The sequence below is a fragment of the Bacillus sp. FSL M8-0077 genome (assembly GCF_038050255.1).
In the GTDB taxonomy this organism is placed as follows: domain Bacteria; phylum Bacillota; class Bacilli; order Bacillales; family Bacillaceae; genus Bacillus; species Bacillus altitudinis.
This window is the reverse complement of record NZ_JBBPAF010000001.1, coordinates 2,321,771-2,342,755: the sequence shown is the minus strand read 5'-3', so window position 1 is coordinate 2,342,755 and position 20,985 is coordinate 2,321,771. Positions and strand designations below refer to the sequence as shown.

Annotated in this window: 26 protein-coding genes and 2 riboswitches; of the genes, 19 read left to right on the top strand and 7 right to left on the bottom strand. The window is 42.2% G+C overall.

Features of this window, described 5'->3' with window-relative positions; all coding sequences use genetic code 11:
- Window positions 1-40: 40 nt before the first annotated feature.
- The 4 genes from sinR to NST57_RS12015 form a co-directional block, all read right to left on the bottom strand.
- On the bottom strand, window positions 41-376 hold the full coding sequence (sinR, locus tag NST57_RS12030; protein WP_017357978.1) for a transcriptional regulator SinR: 336 nt from the start codon (window positions 374-376) through the stop codon (window positions 41-43).
- A gap of 33 nt (window positions 377-409) precedes the next feature.
- Window positions 410-574 carry an anti-repressor SinI family protein gene (locus NST57_RS12025; protein ID WP_008342197.1) on the bottom strand — a complete coding sequence of 55 codons (165 nt, stop codon included), beginning with the start codon at window positions 572-574 and terminating at the stop codon, window positions 410-412.
- Between the two features lie 184 nt (window positions 575-758).
- Window positions 759-1,556 carry a YqhG family protein gene (locus tag NST57_RS12020; RefSeq protein ID WP_341298605.1) on the bottom strand — a complete coding sequence of 266 codons (798 nt, stop codon included), beginning with the start codon at window positions 1,554-1,556 and terminating at the stop codon, window positions 759-761.
- Between the two features lie 14 nt (window positions 1,557-1,570).
- On the bottom strand, window positions 1,571-3,241 hold the full coding sequence (locus NST57_RS12015) for a DEAD/DEAH box helicase (protein WP_341298604.1): 1,671 nt from the start codon (window positions 3,239-3,241) through the stop codon (window positions 1,571-1,573).
- A gap of 250 nt (window positions 3,242-3,491) precedes the next feature.
- Window positions 3,492-3,599, top strand: a riboswitch (glycine riboswitch).
- Between the two features lie 3 nt (window positions 3,600-3,602).
- Window positions 3,603-3,697, top strand: a riboswitch (glycine riboswitch).
- A 104-nt stretch (window positions 3,698-3,801) separates the two neighbouring features.
- Between NST57_RS12015 and gcvT the strand changes: the two genes are divergently transcribed.
- The 3 genes from gcvT to gcvPB are packed head-to-tail and all read left to right on the top strand — an operon-like array spanning window position 3,802 to window position 7,715.
- Window positions 3,802-4,899 (top strand): glycine cleavage system aminomethyltransferase GcvT, encoded by a 1,098-nt coding sequence (gcvT, locus tag NST57_RS12010; RefSeq protein ID WP_019743009.1) that lies wholly within the window; start codon window positions 3,802-3,804, stop codon window positions 4,897-4,899.
- A gap of 16 nt (window positions 4,900-4,915) precedes the next feature.
- Complete coding sequence (gene gcvPA / locus NST57_RS12005; protein ID WP_341298603.1) at window positions 4,916-6,262, top strand: aminomethyl-transferring glycine dehydrogenase subunit GcvPA; 1,347 nt, start codon at window positions 4,916-4,918, stop codon at window positions 6,260-6,262.
- Window positions 6,255-7,715, top strand: coding sequence for an aminomethyl-transferring glycine dehydrogenase subunit GcvPB (gene gcvPB / locus NST57_RS12000; protein ID WP_041506963.1), 1,461 nt, complete (start codon window positions 6,255-6,257; stop codon window positions 7,713-7,715). The genes gcvPA and gcvPB overlap by 8 nt, the downstream gene beginning before the upstream one ends.
- Window positions 7,716-7,754: 39 nt before the next feature.
- Here the strand turns inward: gcvPB and NST57_RS11995 are convergent, their stop codons facing one another.
- Window positions 7,755-8,135, bottom strand: a complete 381-nt coding sequence (locus NST57_RS11995; RefSeq protein ID WP_024718853.1) for a rhodanese-like domain-containing protein — start codon at window positions 8,133-8,135, stop codon at window positions 7,755-7,757.
- A 219-nt stretch (window positions 8,136-8,354) separates the two neighbouring features.
- Between NST57_RS11995 and NST57_RS11990 the strand changes: the two genes are divergently transcribed.
- The 3 genes from NST57_RS11990 to NST57_RS11980 all read left to right on the top strand — a co-directional run bounded on the left by NST57_RS11990 (window position 8,355) and on the right by NST57_RS11980 (window position 10,689).
- Window positions 8,355-9,191 (top strand): lipoate--protein ligase family protein, encoded by an 837-nt coding sequence (locus NST57_RS11990; protein ID WP_017357972.1) that lies wholly within the window; start codon window positions 8,355-8,357, stop codon window positions 9,189-9,191.
- Window positions 9,192-9,276: 85 nt separating this feature from the next.
- Window positions 9,277-9,711, top strand: a complete 435-nt coding sequence (gene mntR, locus NST57_RS11985; protein WP_003215946.1) for a transcriptional regulator MntR — start codon at window positions 9,277-9,279, stop codon at window positions 9,709-9,711.
- A gap of 102 nt (window positions 9,712-9,813) precedes the next feature.
- Entirely contained in the window at window positions 9,814-10,689 is an 876-nt protein-coding gene (locus NST57_RS11980; RefSeq protein ID WP_341298602.1) for a patatin-like phospholipase family protein, read from the top strand.
- Here NST57_RS11980 and NST57_RS11975 read toward each other — a convergent pair.
- The gene (locus NST57_RS11975; RefSeq protein ID WP_096881615.1) at window positions 10,686-11,081 is read right to left on the bottom strand and encodes an SA1362 family protein; all 396 of its coding nucleotides are present in this window, start codon (window positions 11,079-11,081) and stop codon (window positions 10,686-10,688) included. The two genes, NST57_RS11980 and NST57_RS11975, sit on opposite strands and share 4 nt — an antisense overlap.
- Before the next feature lie 38 nt (window positions 11,082-11,119).
- Window positions 11,120-12,076 (bottom strand): DUF1385 domain-containing protein, encoded by a 957-nt coding sequence (locus NST57_RS11970; protein ID WP_142155483.1) that lies wholly within the window; start codon window positions 12,074-12,076, stop codon window positions 11,120-11,122.
- A gap of 220 nt (window positions 12,077-12,296) precedes the next feature.
- Between NST57_RS11970 and NST57_RS11965 the strand changes: the two genes are divergently transcribed.
- From NST57_RS11965 to NST57_RS11905, 13 genes are all read left to right on the top strand, one after another.
- The gene (locus NST57_RS11965) at window positions 12,297-12,824 is read left to right on the top strand and encodes a YqhR family membrane protein (RefSeq protein WP_142155482.1); all 528 of its coding nucleotides are present in this window, start codon (window positions 12,297-12,299) and stop codon (window positions 12,822-12,824) included.
- A 109-nt stretch (window positions 12,825-12,933) separates the two neighbouring features.
- Entirely contained in the window at window positions 12,934-13,377 is a 444-nt protein-coding gene (gene aroQ, locus NST57_RS11960; RefSeq protein WP_007501195.1) for a type II 3-dehydroquinate dehydratase, read from the top strand.
- On the top strand, window positions 13,374-14,435 hold the full coding sequence (locus tag NST57_RS11955; protein WP_007501193.1) for a M24 family metallopeptidase: 1,062 nt from the start codon (window positions 13,374-13,376) through the stop codon (window positions 14,433-14,435). Before aroQ ends, NST57_RS11955 begins: the two co-directional genes overlap by 4 nt.
- Before the next feature lie 25 nt (window positions 14,436-14,460).
- The gene (gene efp / locus NST57_RS11950) at window positions 14,461-15,018 is read left to right on the top strand and encodes an elongation factor P (protein WP_007501192.1); all 558 of its coding nucleotides are present in this window, start codon (window positions 14,461-14,463) and stop codon (window positions 15,016-15,018) included.
- Between the two features lie 377 nt (window positions 15,019-15,395).
- Window positions 15,396-15,677: a YqhV family protein gene (locus NST57_RS11945; RefSeq protein ID WP_017367580.1), complete on the top strand. Its 282-nt coding sequence runs from the start codon at window positions 15,396-15,398 to the stop codon at window positions 15,675-15,677.
- Window positions 15,678-15,743: 66 nt separating this feature from the next.
- Window positions 15,744-16,667 carry a stage III sporulation protein AA gene (gene spoIIIAA, locus NST57_RS11940; RefSeq protein ID WP_041091756.1) on the top strand — a complete coding sequence of 308 codons (924 nt, stop codon included), beginning with the start codon at window positions 15,744-15,746 and terminating at the stop codon, window positions 16,665-16,667.
- On the top strand, window positions 16,661-17,176 hold the full coding sequence (gene spoIIIAB / locus NST57_RS11935) for a stage III sporulation protein SpoIIIAB (protein ID WP_341298601.1): 516 nt from the start codon (window positions 16,661-16,663) through the stop codon (window positions 17,174-17,176). The genes spoIIIAA and spoIIIAB overlap by 7 nt, the downstream gene beginning before the upstream one ends.
- Window positions 17,177-17,195: 19 nt before the next feature.
- Window positions 17,196-17,402: a stage III sporulation protein AC gene (gene spoIIIAC, locus NST57_RS11930; protein WP_003153142.1), complete on the top strand. Its 207-nt coding sequence runs from the start codon at window positions 17,196-17,198 to the stop codon at window positions 17,400-17,402.
- Window positions 17,399-17,812, top strand: a complete 414-nt coding sequence (gene spoIIIAD / locus NST57_RS11925) for a stage III sporulation protein AD (protein WP_087978339.1) — start codon at window positions 17,399-17,401, stop codon at window positions 17,810-17,812. The genes spoIIIAC and spoIIIAD overlap by 4 nt, the downstream gene beginning before the upstream one ends.
- 19 nt (window positions 17,813-17,831) lie before the next feature.
- The gene (gene spoIIIAE, locus NST57_RS11920) at window positions 17,832-19,025 is read left to right on the top strand and encodes a stage III sporulation protein AE (RefSeq protein WP_445818792.1); all 1,194 of its coding nucleotides are present in this window, start codon (window positions 17,832-17,834) and stop codon (window positions 19,023-19,025) included.
- A gap of 14 nt (window positions 19,026-19,039) precedes the next feature.
- Window positions 19,040-19,672, top strand: a complete 633-nt coding sequence (gene spoIIIAF / locus NST57_RS11915) for a stage III sporulation protein AF (protein WP_142155480.1) — start codon at window positions 19,040-19,042, stop codon at window positions 19,670-19,672.
- Between the two features lie 28 nt (window positions 19,673-19,700).
- Window positions 19,701-20,336, top strand: coding sequence for a stage III sporulation protein AG (gene spoIIIAG / locus NST57_RS11910; protein ID WP_445818822.1), 636 nt, complete (start codon window positions 19,701-19,703; stop codon window positions 20,334-20,336).
- Window positions 20,336-20,968 (top strand): SpoIIIAH-like family protein, encoded by a 633-nt coding sequence (locus NST57_RS11905; protein WP_341299221.1) that lies wholly within the window; start codon window positions 20,336-20,338, stop codon window positions 20,966-20,968. Before spoIIIAG ends, NST57_RS11905 begins: the two co-directional genes overlap by 1 nt.
- Window positions 20,969-20,985 lie beyond the last annotated feature (17 nt).

Sequence of the window (20,985 nt, the reverse complement as noted above, 5' to 3'; positions counted from 1 at the left end):
CTGCATAGCAATTGGAGGAGTATGCGCTAAAACATGCGCATTACTCCTCTTCTTGCTTTTTTTTCCAGATTTGATAATCTAAAAATTCACGAAATTGCTTTTTCGAAACCCCTGATGTCATTGCATCTCGAACTAGTTTTTCCCATTCACTATCTAATTGACCATCGTATTCGGTTTCATCATTTTCGTTTAACAGTGTATGAACCGAGACGTCCAGAACAGCGGAGACTTTTTCAAGAAATTGAATGGAGGGGTTTGTTTGCAAGTTTCTTTCTATTGAACTTAAATAAGACTTCGCTACCCCAGCCTTTTCGGCCAGTTCTGATAGTGAGTAGCCTTTTTCATTGCGGTATTGTTTAATACGCTGGCCAATCAATGTCATCACCTTCCTTTCGATATTATAGCACATTCAGAAAGGTTTGATAGAATGACTTCTTGCCATAGGGGGAGACTCAGAGGACTTTTCGCGTGATTTGAGAAAATGACGGACTTCTTCAACTGTTAGTCCTGCTTTGCGCGCTTCACGTAATAATTGAACCCATTCACTGTCTAATAACTTCGTTTTCTTTTCCATACAAATACCCTCCTAAAATACTGAATCGTGTATTTCAGGCACTTAACGCATGAAATGGAAAAACACAGGTGATAAGACCTCATAGATTGCTTGCGTCATGTTTCCGCCCAATACAAACAGACAAACGTTGCTTTTGATTGATCGAAAATTGTATATCACATGAAAGGGAGGGAGACTCGCTAGGTCAGCCTCCTCTTTTTTGCTGTAAGTAAAAAAGTCCGCCATTTTCAATCGTAAGACTGATTTTTGGTTCGTATAAAGTTTTAAGTGCTTGTCTTTCTATTTCATATTCTACAGACGTGTCTGAAGTCCCTTCATAAAATTGGTTTAAAAGTTCCGAGTCTTCTTTCCACTTTTGAACAGCTCTTACCGCCCAATCGTCCGGCTCTTCATAGGCATAACGTTCCATCAGGCTGTAAAGCCGTTTGACGCCGCTCTCTGGTTTAATCATCGTACTCATTGTGAAGCAATAATCAGGAATTTGAGACGATAACTCACGCGCTTCCAGCTTCTCCTGAAATTGTTCGATGACTTCTCCGTGTATCAGATGAAGTCCAAGGGATAGCAGTTTATCTTTTTTACGGTCTGCTAGATAGGATATTTTCACATTGAGACCAAGCCACGGCTCTAGTGCGATCTGGCTGTTTGTGAGCGGTCTGACTTTTTCATACAGCCGGATAAAACGGCCTTGTTGTTTCACAGCCTCGAATATTTGGAATAGACGAGGGGAGCCGAAGTGGACAAATTCTCCTTCGACCGTGTCATCAGCTTTTTTTTGATCGGTGATCAAAGTCAATTGCCTCGGCTCAGGTACGCCGCCCGTTTTTTCGAGCCAATGCCAATAAAAAGGGCGGTTCATGATCAATTTATCCATTTCGATTGTCAGTTGTACGGTCAGGTGCCCTGCACTTTCTTCGAGTATGTCGCATTGATTTGCCTGAAAGAAACGGAGAAGAAATGTGTGAATCTCGCGCTGCTCCATTGGTCAACTCTCCTTTATGAACCTTGCTGTCTTTCTTCTAAAAGCGGTGTTTGTGCTTCTGTTAAATAGGAAGCAAATTGGGTTAATTTCTTTTTCATGTCTACGTCAGACTCGTGCTGGAAGAGAATTTGATGCAATTCTGTTTCAGCATCTTGGATATCAATTCGGGTTAAAATATCATCTAGATCGCCAATGACGTTTTCAAATAGCTGAATTTTTTCATATAAAAGTTTTAAAATATGTTCTTCGACTGTCCCGCTAGTTGCCATATTGTAAATGTGGACATCCCGCTCTTGACCGAGCCGGTGAATACGTCCAATTCTTTGTTCCAAGCGCATTGGGTTCCACGGAAGGTCGTAGTTGATGATTTGGTTGCAAAACTGAAGGTTGATCCCCTCGCCGCCTGCTTCTGTCGCGATGAGCACTTGCGCCCGCTCTCTAAATAAATCTTTCATCCAGTCTTTTTTACTCCGTTTAAACCCGCCTCGAAAAGGGACCGAACTGATGCCGTTTTGCTGGAGAAACCATTGTAAATAAATTTGTGTCGCACGGTATTCAGTGAAAATAATGACTTTTTCATTTAATTGCTGAATGAGTTTAACGACTTCAAGTGCTTTAGAATTTTGTTCTACCTGGTTGATTTTCTCCATGATTTGCATAATAGCAGAAGCGCCTAGAATGTGTTTTTCCTCTTCTTGCATTTTTTTGATGGTCATATAGACGGCCTCACGGCTCGAACAGCATTCTCGTTCTAAGGTCATAATTGAAAACATGTGCTTCGTATAGGAAGGGTTTTCTTTTAACTTACAAATTTCATCATATAATGCTTGTTCTGTTGGGGAGAAATCAATAGAAATTGTCTTCACATGACGCTTTGACCACTCGATGCCAGTGTCTTGTCTCCGGTTCCGAATCATGACTTTATTGACTAACTGTTTTAGCCGGTCATGGTCTTCAAGTTGAAGATCTTTTTTGGCAAAGAGGTCTTTAAATTGTGTTTCATTACCTAAATGGCCTGGCTTCAACAGAGAGACGAGATTAAAAATTTCTCCTATCCGATTTTGGATAGGTGTGGCTGTGAGCAGTAGGCAGAACTTTTTATTCAAATTTCTCACAAACTCATAGTTTTTCGTTTTATTGTTTTTCAGTTTGTGTGCTTCATCAATAATGACCATATCGTAGGAGATGGATAAGATCGTGTCTCGATGCGGCTGTCTTTTGGCTGTATCAATTGAGGAAACCACAACATCGCACTGCTCCCACACATAGCTCTTCTTTTGCTCGACAGCATCTATGTAAAATTTCGTCCGCAGTTCTTGTACCCATTGGGACACAAGGGAGGCGGGTACGAGAATGAGAATCTTTTTGGCAAGTCCGCGAATCATGTATTCTTTGATAATCAGTCCTGCTTCAACGGTTTTTCCAAGACCCACTTCATCTGCTAAAATGGCTTTCCCATTCATCTCTTCTACGACTCTTCTAGCGACTTCGAGCTGGTGTTTTAAAGGAGTAAATGCAGGCAGGTGCGCAGGTGCTTGCAGTCCTTCAAATGAATCAATGGCTGTCACTTTTTGTACCTGTGCTGCTAAACGGTACATATCCCAATTCGCCCAGGGACCGTCTGCTGTAAGCCGCTTTTGAAATTCACTTGCCCATTTTTGATCAAATATCGTTTGAATATTCAATGTGACCGCCTGCCTTTCTGGTAGAGTGATGATAAAATCGTTCTGTTTTTAAACGCTTCATTTTTTGATAGCGATTTAAAAGGTGTTATATATCAATAAAAGCGAACGATACTGAATGATTATTTTAAAAATGTTAATGATTTTTCTGTTGCTCTTCATCCATTTCTAATGGTAGGATGTTGGTAAGTGATCTAGAGAATAAGTCACCCATTTTGATAGTATGTCCAATAAAGTTGAAGAATATGAGCGGATGATGGTATGGGGAGAGACCTAGCGGTTATTTTGCACTGACAGGCGCCGAAGGAGCAAGCTGAATGGATTCAGTGAATCTCTCAGGCAAAAGTACTCTTACCGGACGCAACTCTGGAGAGTGTTTGCGTATCAATTTTAGCAAACCACCAAAGGGGAAAACGCACAATGATGTTGTGCTGTAAACTTTCAGGTGCAAGGACAGAGACTTCTTTTTGATAAAAGGGAGCGCTCTGTCCTTTTTTGCTGTGATTTTTTTCTGAAAATTCAGCTTGTGATGTGCACTGTAAGAAAAAAGGGGGAAACGATTGATGTTGAAACGAACACCGCTTTTTCATGCGTATGAAACGTTTGGCGCAAAAACCATTGACTTCGGGGGCTGGGAATTACCTGTCCAATTTTCTTCCATTAAAGAAGAACATGAAGCTGTTCGAACAAAAGCAGGGCTGTTTGACGTGTCTCACATGGGTGAGGTGGAAGTCACAGGTCAGGGAGCCCTTCCTTTTTTACAAAGGTTATTAACCAATGATCTGTCAAAGCTGACAGACGGTAAGGCACTATATACAGCCATGTGTTATGAAGATGGCGGAACGGTGGATGATCTGCTCGTCTACCAAAAAGAAAAGAACAACTATTTACTTGTGATCAATGCTTCAAATATTGAAAAAGATGTGGATTGGCTGCTGAAACATCAAGGGGAGGAAGACGTTTCGATTAAAAATGTCTCTGATCAAACCGCTTTGTTAGCTCTTCAAGGACCTCTTGCTGCTGACATCATCAAAGATGTTGCGGATGAAGAGGTAACATCACTGAAGCCATTTACGTTTTTATCAAAAGCAATCATTGCGCAAAAAGAGGTGCTTGTATCAAGAACCGGCTACACAGGAGAAGATGGCTTTGAAATCTACTGCCAGTCAGAAGATGCTGTTCACCTTTGGACCGCTTTATTAGAAGCTGGACAGCCGAAAGGACTGATCCCATGTGGACTCGGTGCACGTGACACCTTAAGATTTGAAGCAAGACTCCCACTTTATGGCCAAGAGCTCACGAAGGATATTTCTCCTTTAGAAGGCGGCATTGGTTTTGCTGTTAAAACGGATAAAGAAGCGGATTTTATCGGAAAAGATGCACTTAAAAAACAAAAAGAAGAAGGACCGAAACGAAAGCTTGTCGGGATTGAAATGATAGATAAGGGGATACCGCGGACAGACTATCCGGTCTTCTCAGGAGATAAGCAGATTGGTGTAGTCACAACCGGTACACAATCTCCAACATTAAAGAAAAATATTGGGCTTGCCTTGATTGAAACATCAGAGGCGCAGCTTGGGACAGAAGTGGAAGTGCAAGTTCGTAAAAAACGTCTAAAAGCCAAAATCGTCGCCACACCATTTTATAAAAGAGCCAAATAACGAGGAGGAATAGAGGATGAAGCACAGGTATTTGCCGCAAACAGAGCAAGATCAAAAAGAAATGCTGGATGTCATCGGTGTTCAGTCAATTGATGAGCTTTTCTCAGATATCCCAGAGAAAGTCAGATTCAAAGGTGCGTACAACATCAAAGAAGCCGCATCTGAAACAGAGCTAGTGCGGGAATTGTCTCGTCTTGCTGCAAAAAATAAAGACACAGTGGCCTATGCCTCGTTTTTAGGTGCTGGTGTGTATGATCATTACCAGCCTGTGATTGTCGACCATGTGATTTCACGTTCTGAATTTTATACAGCGTACACGCCTTATCAGCCTGAAATTTCTCAAGGTGAATTGCAAGCAATCTTTGAATTTCAAACAATGATTGCTGAGCTGGCCGGTATGGATCTTGCCAACTCCTCGATGTATGATGGCGGAACGGCATTAGCTGAAGCGGCGATGCTGGCTGCAGGACATACAAAGAAGAAAAAGATTGTGGTCTCTGAAACGGTTCATCCTGAATCAAGAGCGGTGCTGAAAACATATGCGAAGGGACAGCATATTGAAGTCGTCGAGGTACCTGCTCGAAAAGGTCAGACTGATCTAACCGCATTAGAAGAAGCCGTCTGCGACGAAACAGCAGCGGTCCTTGTCCAATACCCAAACTTCTTCGGTGTTGTTGAACCGTTAAAAGACATTGAACCGATTGCGCATAAAGGGAAAAGTTTATTCATCGTCTCAAGCAACCCGCTGGCCCTTGGTTTACTGACACCGCCAGGAAAGCTTGGAGCAGATATTGTCGTTGGTGATGCGCAGCCGTTTGGCATTCCAGCTGCATTTGGCGGACCTCATTGTGGATATTTCGCTGTGACGAAAAAATTAATGCGGAAAGTGCCGGGGCGTTTAGTCGGGCAAACGGAAGACGAGAACGGTGTGCGAGGATTTGTGCTGACCCTTCAAGCGCGCGAGCAGCATATCCGAAGAGACAAAGCGACTTCAAATATTTGTTCAAACCAAGCATTAAATGCGTTAGCCGCTTCTGTTGCGATGACGGCGCTTGGGAAAACAGGTATCAAAGACATTGCCTATCAAAACGTACAAAAAGCCCATTATGCCAAGACGCAGGCAGAAAAACATGGGTTACAGGCTGAAATAGAGGGTGCTCATTTTAATGAATTTGTGTTGAAACTGAATGAACCTGTGAAAGAAGCGAATGAGCGATTGCTTGAAAAAGGGATCATCGGTGGATATGACTTGGGACGTGATTATCCAGAGCTTCAGCAGCATATGCTCGTCGCTGTGACAGAACTAAGAACAAAAGAAGAAATTGATACGTTCATCAAGGAATTGGGGGATCGTCATGAATAAACAAGATCAGCCGCTTATTTTTGAATTATCCAAAGAAGGAAGAATTGGTTACAGCCTGCCTGATTTAGACGTACCTGAGGAGAAGCTCCCAGATTTATTTGATGAAACGTATATCCGCCATGAAGATGCGGAGCTGCCAGAGGTTTCTGAACTGGATATTATGCGTCACTACACAGCATTATCTAGACGTAATCACGGGGTCGATTCTGGCTTTTATCCTCTAGGCTCTTGTACGATGAAATATAATCCAAAGATTAACGAAAAGGTGGCACGTCTTGCAGGCTTCTCGCATGTGCATCCACTTCAAGAGGCAGACACTGTGCAAGGTGCATTAGAGTTACTTTATGATTTAGGTGACCATTTAGAAGAAATTACAGGAATGGACGCTGTGACATTACAGCCTGCGGCAGGAGCACATGGCGAATGGACGGGGCTCATGATGATTCGTGCATACCATGAAGCAAGAGGAGATCTTAAACGAACAAAAGTCATCGTGCCTGATTCTGCTCATGGAACAAATCCCGCATCTGCAACCGTAGCTGGATTTGAAACGATTACGGTGGCATCTAATGAACATGGGCTTGTCGATTTAGACGACCTGCGCCGTGTTGTCAATGAAGAAACGGCGGCGCTCATGCTCACAAATCCAAATACACTCGGCCTTTTTGAAGAAAATATTTTAGAAATGGCTGAAATCGTCCACGGAGCAGGTGGGAAGCTTTATTATGATGGAGCGAACTTAAATGCCGTATTAAGCAGAGCAAGACCGGGGGATATGGGATTTGATGTGGTTCACTTAAATCTTCATAAAACCTTTACAGGTCCACACGGAGGAGGAGGCCCTGGTTCAGGTCCAGTTGGCGTGAAAAAGGATTTGATTCCATATTTGCCAAAGCCAGTGCTTGTGAAGAAAGATGATCGTTATTTCTTTGATTACGATCGTCCAGAATCCATCGGCCGTGTGAAACCGTTCTATGGGAACTTTGGTATCAATGTCAGAGCGTATGCGTATATCCGCTCTATGGGACCAGACGGCTTAAAGGCTGTAACTGATCATGCGGTGTTGAATGCAAACTATATGATGCGCCGCTTATGTGCTCATTATGATTTGCCATTTGATCGCCACTGTAAGCATGAATTTGTCCTTTCAGGTAAACGTCAAAAGAAACTAGGTGTGCGGACACTTGATATTGCCAAACGATTACTTGATTTTGGCTATCATCCGCCAACGATCTACTTCCCGCTGAATGTAGAGGAATGTATCATGATTGAACCAACTGAAACAGAATCAAAAGAAACCCTTGATGCATTTATTGAAGCGATGATTCAAATCGCAAAAGAAGCGGAAGAGAACCCAGAAATCGTACAGGAAGCACCACATACAACCGTTGTGAAACGAATGGATGAAACAAAGGCAGCACGGAATCCAGTGCTAGTTTTTGAAAGAAAATAAAAAGACTCATGGGGGCAATAGCTCCCAAAGTCTTTTTTGTTAGTTCTTTGTTTTAATGCGGCCGCCCCATTTTTTAAAGCCGCCCTTTAAATTATAAATCTCACGACAGCCATTTTTACGTAACGTTTGAGCAGCCTTTCCGCTTCTCAAATTATTTTGGCAATAGAGATAAACAGGCTTGTCAGGGCGTATTTCATTTTTGCGCTGCTTTAATTGTGAAAGGGGAATGTTTCTTGCGCCTAAAATATGTCCACCTTCAAACTCATTTGGTTCTCTCACATCAATGAGTTGGGCTTTGCGGTAACCTTTAATAAATTCTGCTTCCGTCAGCGTTTTCATAATGCGCTGCTGATAAATGTAACTGCCGATGGAATAAAGAACGAAAAGTCCACAAAGTGAGAGGACGATATAGTTGAATATTGGCAATACGACTCGACTCCTTCTTGAGCATCAGCACAGTCACCTGTCTGATGGTACGTTTTAGACAAATACTATTATAGTAAAGCAAAAGAAACTTGTCATCATAAATGGTAAGAATTATTTTCAATTCCTTCCCTATTTGATAGACTGATGAAGAGAGAAAATCGGTGGTCACCACCATCATCTAACATTGACTACGTAAAAGAGAAGGGATTTTATATGCAAAAAGAGAAATGGTGTTTCATTGATACAGGAAACCAAGACCCTGCCTTTAACATGGCCATGGACGAAGCCTTGCTTTATTGGCATAGTGAGAAGCTGATCCCGCCTGTGATCCGTTTTTATGGTTGGAATCCAGCGACATTATCTGTTGGATATTTTCAACATGTTGAAAAAGAAATCAACATGGAAGCGGTTGAGCGCTATGGTCTTGGATTTGTCCGCAGGCCTACAGGAGGTCGTGGCGTTCTTCATGATCAGGAATTGACCTACAGTGTGATTGTATCAGAAGAGCACCCAGAGATGCCGGCGACGGTGACAGAGGCATACCGCGTCATTTCAGAAGGGATTTTAGAGGGCTTTAAAGAACTGGGACTCGATGCGTATTTTGCCATTCCTCGTACAGAAAAAGAAAAAGAAAGCTTAAAAAATCCAAGATCGTCTGTATGTTTTGATGCGCCTTCATGGTACGAGCTTGTTGTAGAAGGCAGAAAAGTAGCAGGCAGTGCGCAAACAAGACAAAAAGGTGTGATCCTCCAGCATGGCTCGATTTTAATTGATCTTGATGAGGATAAATTGTTTGATTTATTTCTGTATCCAAACGACCGGGTGAGAGAGCGGATGCAGCGCAGCTTTAAAAACAAAGCGGTGGCGATCAATGAAATTTCAGATCGAACATGTACGATAGACGATGCGCGTGTTGCATTTAAACGAGGATTTGAAAAAGGATTAAATATCGAGCTTGTGCCTTATGAGCTGACAGATGAAGAGTTGGCATTTGTTCATCACCTCGCCAAAACGAAATACGCCACAGATGATTGGAATTACAAGCGTTAAGACGAAGGACTCTTCTTGTTTTTTAATGGGCGATGGTGTAGAATTGTTATGATTATTAAGTAAAGGTGCATTTTGGAGGGGTTTTATGACTACACCTAGTATGGAAGATTATATTGAACAAATTTATATGCTGATAGAAGAAAAAGGATATGCAAGAGTATCTGATATTGCAGAAGCCCTCGCTGTCCATCCCTCCTCTGTAACAAAAATGGTTCAGAAGCTAGATAAAGATGAATACCTCATTTATGAGAAATATCGTGGTCTAATTTTAACCCCGAAAGGCAAAAAAATTGGAAAACGTCTCGTATACAGACATGAACTGCTAGAGCAATTTTTAAGAATCATTGGTGTAGATGAAGAGAAAATTTATGATGATGTAGAAGGTATTGAGCATCATCTCAGCTGGAACAGCATTGACCGCATCGGCGACCTTGTCCAATTCTTTGAAGAAAACGATGAGCGATCTGTTCAGCTGAAAGCGATTCAAAAGAAAAACGAACAAACAAATCAAGAATCTTAAGAAAAAGGACACCTGGCGAAGGGTGTCCTTTTTGAATATAGTTCTAATGAAAGGCAAATGCTCCTACACTATTAATAGTGTGACAGAAAAGGGGGCTCCTTGATGAAGATAGATGGTGTGTTCTCAGGTGGAGGCATAAAGGGTGCAGCACTTGCAGGCGCCTATGAAGCGCTCGAAGCAAGAGGATTTCAATTTGTCCGTCTCGCTGGAACTAGTGCGGGAGCGATCATTGCCTCACTCATTGCAGCGGGTTTTACGAGTCAGGAGATTCGGGAGCTGTTAGACGAAATGGATGAGCATCAATTGCTTGACCGAAGGTGTCAATTCATCCCGTTTAAAATGATCAGGTGGGTGTCTATTTATTGGCGTCTTGGCCTTTACAAAGGTGATCGTCTAGAGAAATGGCTGACAGACGTGTTAAAACGAAAAGGCGTCACTGTATTTGGGGATCTGAAAAAAGATACGCTCAAAATCGTCGCTTCTGATTTAACAAATGGCAAAATCCTCGTCCTTCCAGACGACCTGCCTTCCTATGGGTTAAATCCAGAACGGTTTTCTGTTGCCAGAGCCATTCGGATGAGCTGTAGTCTGCCGTATTTTTTTGAACCCGTCAAACTGAGGTCTTCAAAAGGAATTTGTACCATAGTGGATGGCGGCGTGCTCAGCAACTTTCCGATTTGGCTTTTTGCTGAAGAGAAAAAAAGACCGTTTGTCGGTGTCACATTAACCCCAAACGAAAAAGAACGCCCTCAACATTCCATCCGCAATGCGTTTGAACTGTTTGGCGCTCTATTTGAAACGATGCGTGGTGCTCATGACGAAAGACATATTGCCACAAAACACGAACGTCATATTATTTTTATTCCTGTAGAACACGTCATTGCCACTGATTTTCATCTCATGACAGAAAAGAAAAAGGCGCTCGTCGATCTAGGCAGACAGAAGGCCGAGCAATTTTTAAAGAGCTGGACATTTTAAAATAAGGCGCGATTTTTCTTTTTGTTTTTCTTGCCTTCAATGACTGTCAAATGTGTTTGGCTTTTCTTTTTGAGAAGGACGGGCTTAGACTTGTGGTCAGTCGGCACGCTTCGCAAATGAGTGACCCGGTTTTTCATCTGGCTTTTCGTTTTTGGTTTAGGCTGCTGGTAGCGACGTTTTGATTGTTTGACTGCTTTACGATAAAGATTTCCTTCTGTTCCAGTTCTTCGATTCATCAGCCATCTAAATAAGAAAAATAGAACCGCTCCAATGATCACAACTGATAGCAGCATTGTAAAGAGTCTGCTTGGATTCGTTGTGAGTAAATACACAAATCCCAAAACACCTAAAGCGAAAATAATGGTAAAAGCAGGATGTACTCGGCGATTCATAACTGTCCACCTCCGAAAGAATTTACCGGATTTATAAGCTAGATCACTTGATGAGCAGAATCTGATGCTTGTTTCGCAGCTGCTTCCTCTAAACGAAGAAGTTCATTAAAACTTGCAATGGCTACCTCGACTTGATCATCAGAGGGTTCTTTTGTTGTGAGCAATTGCAGCCAAAGGCCAGGATAGCCAAGCACTTTAAGCACTGGCACGTCACGGAGTTTGTTTGTGAGCTGAAGCACTTCAAATGAAATGCCCAGAACAACCGGAATAAGCGCCAAGCGATTCAGAACTCTCACCCATAAAGGATCTGTCGGTACGAGTAAATAGACGAACATGCCGACAATGACAGTGAATAAAATAAAGCTGCTGCCGCATCGATAATGCAGACGAGATTGGCTTTGGACATTTTCCACTGTGATGTCAAGATTCTGTTCATAGCAGTTTATGACTTTATGTTCTGCCCCATGATATTGAAATACCCTTTTAATTAAAGGGGTCATGGAAATAAAGTAAATATAGCCTAATAACAGGATCAATTTAAAGGATGTTTCCACTGCAATTTGTGCGAAGTTTCCAGAAAACACCGGACGCACAAGTTCGGCTAAAAAGACAGGCACTAAAGTAAAGACAAATTTACTAAAGAGAAGAGAGAGAACTCCGATCACAGCAATGCCGAAGATCATTGATAATTTCGAGCTTTTTTGTTCTTTTTCAAGAGAATGATCTTCAGAAGGATCTAAGTCATAGCGCTCGCTGGAGAAGTTTAAGTGCTTACTGCCGTTTGCGCTTGCTTCAACAAGTGCAGCCACACCCCTGACAAAAGGGATTTTCTTAAGAAAGGCGGTTCGTTTATTGGAGGTCCGGGGAAGCTTTAAAAACTCAATGGACTGATCCTTACGCCGGATCGCTGTCACATAGTTCTTTTTACCTCCGAACATGACACCTTCCACAACTGCCTGCCCTCCATATGCTGGAGGTTTTGTTTGATTGGACATATTTCATCAACCTGCCTGTTTCCTGTAATTTACATGCATTTCCTTATACCTTTATTGTACAGGAAAAGAGGGGAAATCACTAGCTCACAGGTCGATTATCTACTAGAATTCTATCTACCTCTTTTTAGCCAGTATACCCTGTTATAAAAATTTTACACTCGCGCATGGAAATCCTTTTTTTCATGACATTTTGGACATACTACTTGCTGGAGGTGTTCATATGAAACGTGATGAAAAGAAAAACCAAGAAGAAAAAAATCAATCAGTACAAACGTCTTCAATGGTGGCAAGGGCAGCAGCCACAGGTTTTGTCGGCGGAGTTTTTTGGGGCTTTATCGGATTTCTGACCCATATGTTTCATTTTTCAGAGGTGAGTCCAAATATGCTTTTGCAGCCATTTGTGCTTGGTGAATGGAAAAAAGGCGGACTTGGTACATTTATGAGTATTGTTCTTTTAGGGATTTTATCTATTGGAGCAGCCTTTATTTATTATGGACTGCTCAAACGGGTAAAAGGTTTTTGGATGGGACTGATTTATGGAGGGGTTTTGTGGCTGCTTGTTTTTTATGTATTTAATCCTATATTCCCCGACGTGAAGCAAGTGCAAGATTTGCAGCAAAGCACCATTGTGACGACATTTTGCCTATATATTTTATATGGCCTGTTTGTTGGGTACAGTATTTCATTTGAATACAATGAATTAACGAGTCAGAAGCTTGCAAGGGCACTCGGGAAAAAGACAGAATAAAGTGTAAATCCACCATTCATATGATAAAATTATTTTTGGAAACGAAAGGTTTCTAAGGAAAAAGAAACAGATATCGATATAGAGTGAATTAGATTGAAGGAGTGGTCATATGCCTCATTTTCTAGTACTGAATGGGCCCAACTTAAATAGGCTCGGCAAGAGGGAGCCAGGAGTTTATGGAAGTAAAACATTAACAGATTTAGAAACGGATTTGTTTCAGTTTGCAGAAAGAGCAAATATTCAATTGACGTTCTTTCAATCGAATCACGAGGGAGATTTGGTCGATGCGCTCCATGAAGCAGAAGATCAGTACGATGGCGTCGTGTTTAACCCGGGTGCTTTTACCCACTATAGCTATGCACTGAGAGATGCTATTGCAAGTATTACGTTACCTGTCATTGAAGTACATATCACAAATGTTCATAAGAGAGAGGAATTCCGCCATCATTCGGTTCTTGCTCCAGTATGCCAAGGTCAAATCGTTGGACTTGGGTTAGAAGGATATAAATTGGCAATTCGTTATTTAGTCAGTGAAGGGGGAGCAGTATCATGAAACTTGAAAAACTAAGAAAACTTTTAGCCGAATTAGACATAGATGGTTTAGTAATTACGAGCAGCTTTAATTTACATTATATGACGAGTTTTACTGGATCAGCCGGTCTTGCCATCGTTTCAAAGGATCGAGCCGCCTTTATTACGGATTTTCGTTACACAGAGCAAGCCAAGGATCAAGTAAAGGGCTATGACATCATTGAACATAAAGGAAACATTGTGGAAACTGCTGTCCAAACGGCAAACGAATTTGGGGTGAAACGTCTTGGTTTTGAACAAAACCATATGACATTTGCCACATACCAGCAGTACTCGGGGAAAGCAAGCGGTATCGAGCTTGTTCCCGTCTCGGAATCAGTTGAAAAGTTGCGCTTGATTAAGTCTAATGAAGAGATTAAGATATTAGAGGAAGCTGCGAAGATTGCAGATCATGCCTTTGATCATATTCTCACGTACATCAAGCCGGGCCTGACAGAAATTGCGGTCATGAACGAGCTTGAATTTTTCATGAGAAAAGAAGGGGCAGAAGGATCTTCATTCGATATGATTGTTGCCTCTGGCGTTCGTTCAAGCCTGCCACACGGGAGAGCGAGCGAAAAGGTGATTGAATCTGGTGACTTGGTGACACTGGATTTCGGTGCCTATTATAAAGGCTATTGTTCAGACATGACAAGAACCATTGCTGTAGGAACACCAAGCGACAAATTAAAGGAAATTTATCATATCGTATTAGAAGCAGAAAACGCTGGTGTGGATAAAATCAAGCCAGGCTTAACAGGAAAAGAAGCTGATCGCATCACACGAGACATCATTGAAAAGTATGGCTACGGTCAATACTTCGGGCATTCGACTGGACATGGGCTTGGTATGGAAGTACATGAAGCACCTGGCCTTTCCTCACGCTCAGATGTCGTGTTAGAAGAGGGAATGGTTGTGACAGTTGAACCAGGCATTTACTTGCCGGATGTCGGCGGCGTGAGAATTGAGGATGATATTGTCCTGACAGCTGACGGCAATAAACGATTGACCCACTCACCGAAAGAACTTATCATATTATGATGGTGAAATGTAGGAGGATGACAAAATGATTTCAGTAAACGATTTTCGTACAGGCCTGACAATTGAAGTGGACGGCGGTATTTGGCGTGTCGTGGATTTCCAACACGTAAAACCAGGAAAAGGCGCAGCGTTTGTCCGTTCGAAACTGCGTAACCTGCGTACAGGTGCGATTCAAGAAAAAACATTCCGTGCAGGTGAAAAAGTAGCGAAAGCTCAAATTGAAACAAAAACAATGCAATATTTATATGCAAATGGCGATCAGCATGTATTCATGGATACAAGTTCATACGAACAGCTTGAACTAAGCGAAGCGCAAATCAAAGATGAGTTGAAATATTTGCTTGAAAATATGTCGGTTCAAATCGTCATGTACGGTGATGAAACACTTGGAGTGGAACTTCCAAACACTGTAGAACTAGAAGTAGTAGAAACAGAGCCTGGTATTAAAGGTGATACGACATCAGGTGGATCAAAACCTGCAAAAACAGAAACTGGTTTAATCGTGAACGTTCCTTTCTTTGTGAACCAAGGTGATAAACTAGTGATCAATACATCTGACGGTTCATACGTTTCAAGAGCGTAATGAACGGAGAGAGACTGTAAACCTCGTGTTTACAGCCTCAGCGTGTAGACAAACCCTCGCATTCTTTGTCAGTCCTGCGTGCTGGTGCTCACGAATGTCAAATTTGCTCCGCGCCAGTACTCGTCCTTCCTAGACTGCAAAGGTTTTCTATCACACTGAAAAGAAGACAAAGGGCTAAAATCAAGTTCATTTTAGCCCTTTGTCAACTATTTGAGACTGTAAACCTCGTGTTTACAGTCTTTTTTTTATTGAAAAAAATAGGATGCCTCGTTATGACACCCCTCACTCTATTCTCTCATCCATCTCTCTTCCTTTTGAAAAACAAGACTACTTCTAGCTAGTGAAGCATATAGTGTAAAAAAAGCTGGAGGTTCTATATGAAACAATTTCTCCCAGGCATACACCCGTCAGTCGCTGCCATGGCAGGGATGAGGTTTTTATCTGCCGCGATTGAACTGACGGCCGCCATCCTCATTTTAGTGACAAATGATGTGCGTAAAGCGGTTGTCATCAATAGCATATTAGCGATCATCGGACCGCTCATTTTTATTATCACGATGACGATTGGAATCTACCAAATTGCAGGGCAGTTATCCTATGCGAAGCTTGTGTTTATTTTCATTGGTGTCGTATTTATTCTTGTTGGAATTTATAAGTGAAATGGCTTGGCATAATTAACGGCATGCATCATACATTTTAGAGAAGAAAAAAAGGAGGGGAATTCGTTGCGGAGTTTGTTGGATATTCTCCCGCACTCAATTGGACAAGAACTCAGCATGTTAAAAGAAGCAGAGTGGGCGCAAATAGAAGAAATCCGCATTCGCACCGATCGCCCGATTGAGCTGATGCAAGGGGGGAAACCCCGCTTTCTTTCCTATCATACAACAGGTGAAGATGCGGCTCAGCTATTAGGCAGGCTAAGTAATTACAGCATGTACACACTTGAGGAAGAGTTAAAACAGGGCTATATCACCATATCTGGCGGACATCGGGTTGGGCTTGCTGGAAAGGTCATCGTCGAAAATGGATTCGTCAAAGGCTTAAGAGATATTTCTTCATTTAATATTCGCATCGCAAAAGAGAAGATCGGAATTGCTCTGCCGTTTCTCCCTTATTTATATGAAAAACATTGGTGTAACACACTGATTATAGGTCCGCCGCAAACCGGGAAAACGACATTGCTGCGTGATCTAGCACGTCTTGTCAGTACAGGAACAACAGCCATTTCTCCTAGAAAAACAGGGATTGTAGATGAACGCTCTGAAATCGCAGGTTGTATAAGAGGAGTACCGCAGCATTCTTTTGGGCACCGGATTGATGTACTTGATGCGTGCCCAAAGGCTGAAGGGTTAATGATGATGATCAGATCCATGAGCCCAGAAGTCATCATTGTCGATGAAATCGGAAAAAGTGAAGATGTACAGGCACTGCTAGAAGCAATCCATGCTGGAGTCACCATTATCGTCTCAGCTCATGGGTATTCACTTGAAGACTTATCTAAACGGCCATCATTTGAACCGTTATGGCAGCTTCGTGTGTTTGAGCGATATGTGGAATTAAATAGAGAAAAAGGGCCTGGCACGATCGGACGGATATTTGACCAAGATGGACAAGAGCTGAAGCGGAGGCGGGGAGTGGACGTATGTTAAAGCTTATTGGTGCTATTCTCATTGTTGCGGCTACGACATGGGGAGGATTCGAGTTTGCGAAGCGGTACAGTGATCGGCCAAAGCAAATTCGCCAGCTCCGGTTTGCGCTCCAATCTCTTGAAGCAGAAATTATGTATGGTCAAACACCTTTAGCTAGAGCCGCTGACCAAATTGCGTCCCAAGTAGGACCGCCTGTGAATCGGCTATTTGAACAATTTGCAGAAAAACTCAACGTCGGCACCTTTTCTGCGAGGCATGCATGGAATGAAAGTCTAGAGGATGTATGGAAAAAAACCGTATTAAAAAAAGGCGAATATGAGGCGCTGAAGCACTTTGGAGAAACCCTTGGTCAGCATGATGTGACAGCTCAGCAAAAATATATCAAGCTAGCTTTAGGTCATTTGGAATCAGAGGAGAAAGAAGCTGAAGTCGCCCAAGCAAAAAATGAAAAAATGGTAAGAAGTCTTGGTTTTCTAAGCGGGTTACTACTGATTCTGTTATTGATGTGAGAGGAAGGGAGTCGAGAGCATGGGCGTTGATGTAAACGTCATTTTCCAAATTGCGGGAGTGGGTATCGTCGTGGCTTTTCTCCATACGATTTTAGATCAAATGGGGAAAAAAGAGTACGCACAGTGGGTGACACTGCTTGGATTTATCTACATTTTATTTATGGTCGCTACCATTGTGGATGATTTGTTTAAGAAGATTAAAGCCGTATTTCTATTTCAAGGATAGGGGAGGGCTTACAAATCGAAATCATTCAAATTGTTGGACTTGGTTTAATCGCTACTTTTCTAGCATTAATCGTCAAAGAACAAAAGCCAACCTTTGCCTTTATGCTTGTTGTGTTTACAGGGTGTGTCATTTTCCTTTATTTAATCGATCAAATCTATGCCATTATCTCCATGATAGAAAAAATTGCAGCTAGTGCAGGCGTCAATATGAAATACGTTGAAACCATTTTGAAAATCATTGGCATTGCCTATATTGCAGAATTTGGTGCCCAGCTTACAAAGGATGCTGGTCAAGGCGCCATCGCTTCAAAAATAGAGCTTGGCGGCAAGATTCTTATTTTGGTCATGGCGGTACCGATTTTAACAGTCATCATTGAGACGATCCTAGGTATGATCCCGTCCATGACTTGATGGAAAAGAGGTGATGATGATGAAACGGGTGACAGCTGTGCTGGGGTTTATGATGTTCTTTTGGATGATCGTTCCGTATGCAGGTGCAGAAGAAAGTGTGCCTTTATCAAGTGAAGAACCGGTCGCAGAAGAAGTTGCGAGTGGACAGGCTGATGCCTTAGAGCTTCATTCTATTAGTGACTTTTGGGAAACGATATTGGACGAGTATGGCGGCTTTCTGCCTGAAAGCCAAAAAGGTACAGTGAAGGAAATGATCGATGGCGATAAAGAGCTGTCTCCCCAAACGTGGCTGAAGGCTTTTGTTCATTACCTGTTTCATGAGCTGATTGCCAATGGAAAACTCTTAGGCACACTTATTTTACTCACCATCTTTTGTTCGCTGCTGCAGCTTTTGCAAAATGCGTTTGAGCAAAGCACTGTTAGTAAAGTTGCATACGCTCTTGTTTATATGGTGCTTATCATTATTGCATTAAACAGCTTTCATGTTGCAACCTCTTATGCAACAGAAGCCATCCAAACGATGACTAGTTTTATTCTTGCTCTTATTCCACTTTTATTAGCACTTATTGCTTCATCAGGCGGGCTTGTCTCAGCCGGATTCTTTCATCCTGTGATTTTGTTTTTAATGAACACGAGCGGTGTTTTTATTCAATATGTCGTTCTTCCGCTCATCTTTTTATCAGCGATTTTGAGCATAGTCAGTACATTGACCGAACAATACAAAGTGACCCAGCTTGCCCAGCTGTTAAGAAATGTCGCCATTGGCGGACTCGCTGTTTTTTTAACCGTATTCCTAGGCGTCATTTCCGTACAAGGGGCATCTGTGGCTATCACTGATGGAATCGCTCTTCGTACAGCCAAATTTATTACCGGAAATTTCATCCCTGTTCTTGGCAGAATGTTTACTGATGCGACAGATACCGTTATCAGCGCCTCTGTGCTGCTGAAAAATACGGTTGGCCTTGTAGGCGTCGCCATTTTGATTTCAATTGCGGCTTTCCCAGCGATTAAAGTGCTGTCGCTCGCTCTCATTTATAAACTGGCCGCTGCGATTCTTCAGCCTTTAGGGGGCGGGCCGATTATTAGCTGCCTTGATGTCATTTCAAAAAGTGTTCTTTATATATTTGCTGCATTAGCTGTTGTATCGCTTATGTTCTTTTTAAGCATTACCGTTATCATCACAGCTGGCAACCTCACAATGATGATGAAGTAAGGAGGGGACACCATTTGAGTTTTCTCACAGAATGGATCACAAGTATTATCCTGTTTATTTTATTTGCGATTGTGATTGATCTTTTGCTTCCCAATTCAAGCATGCAGAAGTATGCAAAAATGGTCGTCAGCTTACTGTTAATTGTAGTGATGCTCAATCCGATCTTTGCGTTATTCAGAGCAGATCCAGACCAAATTTTCTCAGAAATCATGAAAGGAAAGGACCAAGCGCAATCAGAAGAAATAAAAAATCAGATGAATTTAGAAAAAAAAGAAATACAAGCCTCACAGCGTGCATATATTTTAAAGCAAATGGCTGTCCAACTAGAAAAAAGCGCAAAGGAGCCACTGGAGAAGGAGAGCTATGAAATGAAACACGTAGAAGTGTTGGCAGATGAGGAGCACCTTGATCAGAATATGGAGGCAGATCAATTTCGCATCAAAGCAGTCCTTGTCCCGCTCACAGGTGATGCTGTAGAAACGGTGGCAAAGGTCGACATTGATCTCTCCAGGCAAAAGGAGGAAAGCGCCGAGACGTCAGCAAAAGAGATGGCGAAGGTGAAAGAGACGCTTGCAGATGTATGGAATACACGGCCTGAACACATTGCGCTCAACATTGAGGGAGGTGACGCAGCAGATCATGAATAACAAAGACTGGAGACAAAAACTGAAATCAATGTTCCAAGCACCTGAAAAAGGTGAAGGGAAACCAAAATTAACGAAGCACCATTACTTACTGCTTGTCTTCATCATCGGCGTGTCATTCATGTTAGTCAGTCAGATTCTGTCACCGCCATCAAGCAAACAAGAGGCTGCTGTTCCTGCGTCTAAAAAAACATCCTCAGAAGAGCAGGCGGTGTTTAAACCAGCCTCTTCAGGCAAGTCAAAAAACTCGATAGAGGATGTTGAACAAGAATACGAAAATCAGCTGAAAGAAATTTTAGAAACGATCATTGGTGTTGAGGATGTATCCATTGTGGTAAATGTAGACGCAACTTCTTTAAAAGTGTTTGAAAAAAACAAATCCAATAAAAGCACTACGACTGAGGAAACAGACAAAGCAGGCGGCGTGCGAAGTGTCACGGATCAAACAAAGGAAGAAGAGATTGTCATTATTAAAAATGGCAATGAAGAAACACCTGTTGTTGTCCAAACGAAAAAGCCAGCCATTCGAGGTGTCCTCGTTGTTGCTCAAGGAGTAGACAACGTTCAAATAAAGAAAACCATCATTGAAGCGGTTACACGAGTGCTTGATGTACCGAGCCATAGAGTGGCTGTTGCCCCTAAAAAAATCAAGGAGGATTCGGAATGATGTTAAAAAAACAAACGGTTTGGCTATTAACGATGCTAAGTTTAGTTGTCGTATTAAGTGTGTACTATATCATGTCTCCACAAGGTGAGAATGCTGTGACAGTAGAAGATACAAAATCAAAAGGAATGGAAGAGAAAAAGGCTGAGCCAGAAAAAGGGACTGATAAAGGAACCGAAAAGAACGCAGAAGAGAAATCAACTGACAAAGAAACCAATGCGAAACAAGAAGATGTGGAAACAAGTGGAGAAGAAGGAAAGGCTGTTTCAGAGCAGACAGATGATGAGCTTTTCACAACCTACAGACTTGAACTGGAAGATAAGCGCAGCAAGCAGCGTGAAGAGTTCAACGAAATTGTATCTAGTGATGATGCAACAGCGCAAGAAAAAAGCGAAGCGTATGACCAAATGACAGCGCTTAGTGAAGCAGAAGGAACAGAGCGTCAGCTGGAGACATTAATCAAAACAAAAGGATATAAAGATGCGCTCGTCAGTGCAGAAGGAGATAAAGTGAACATCACGGTTCGTTCTGATAAAAAATCAAAGTCCCAAGCAGCAGATATTATTGATTTGGTCACAAAAGAAATGAGAGGGCTTGATAACGTAGCCGTCACTTTTGAGCCATCGAATCAATAAAAAATGCACAAGCGCCC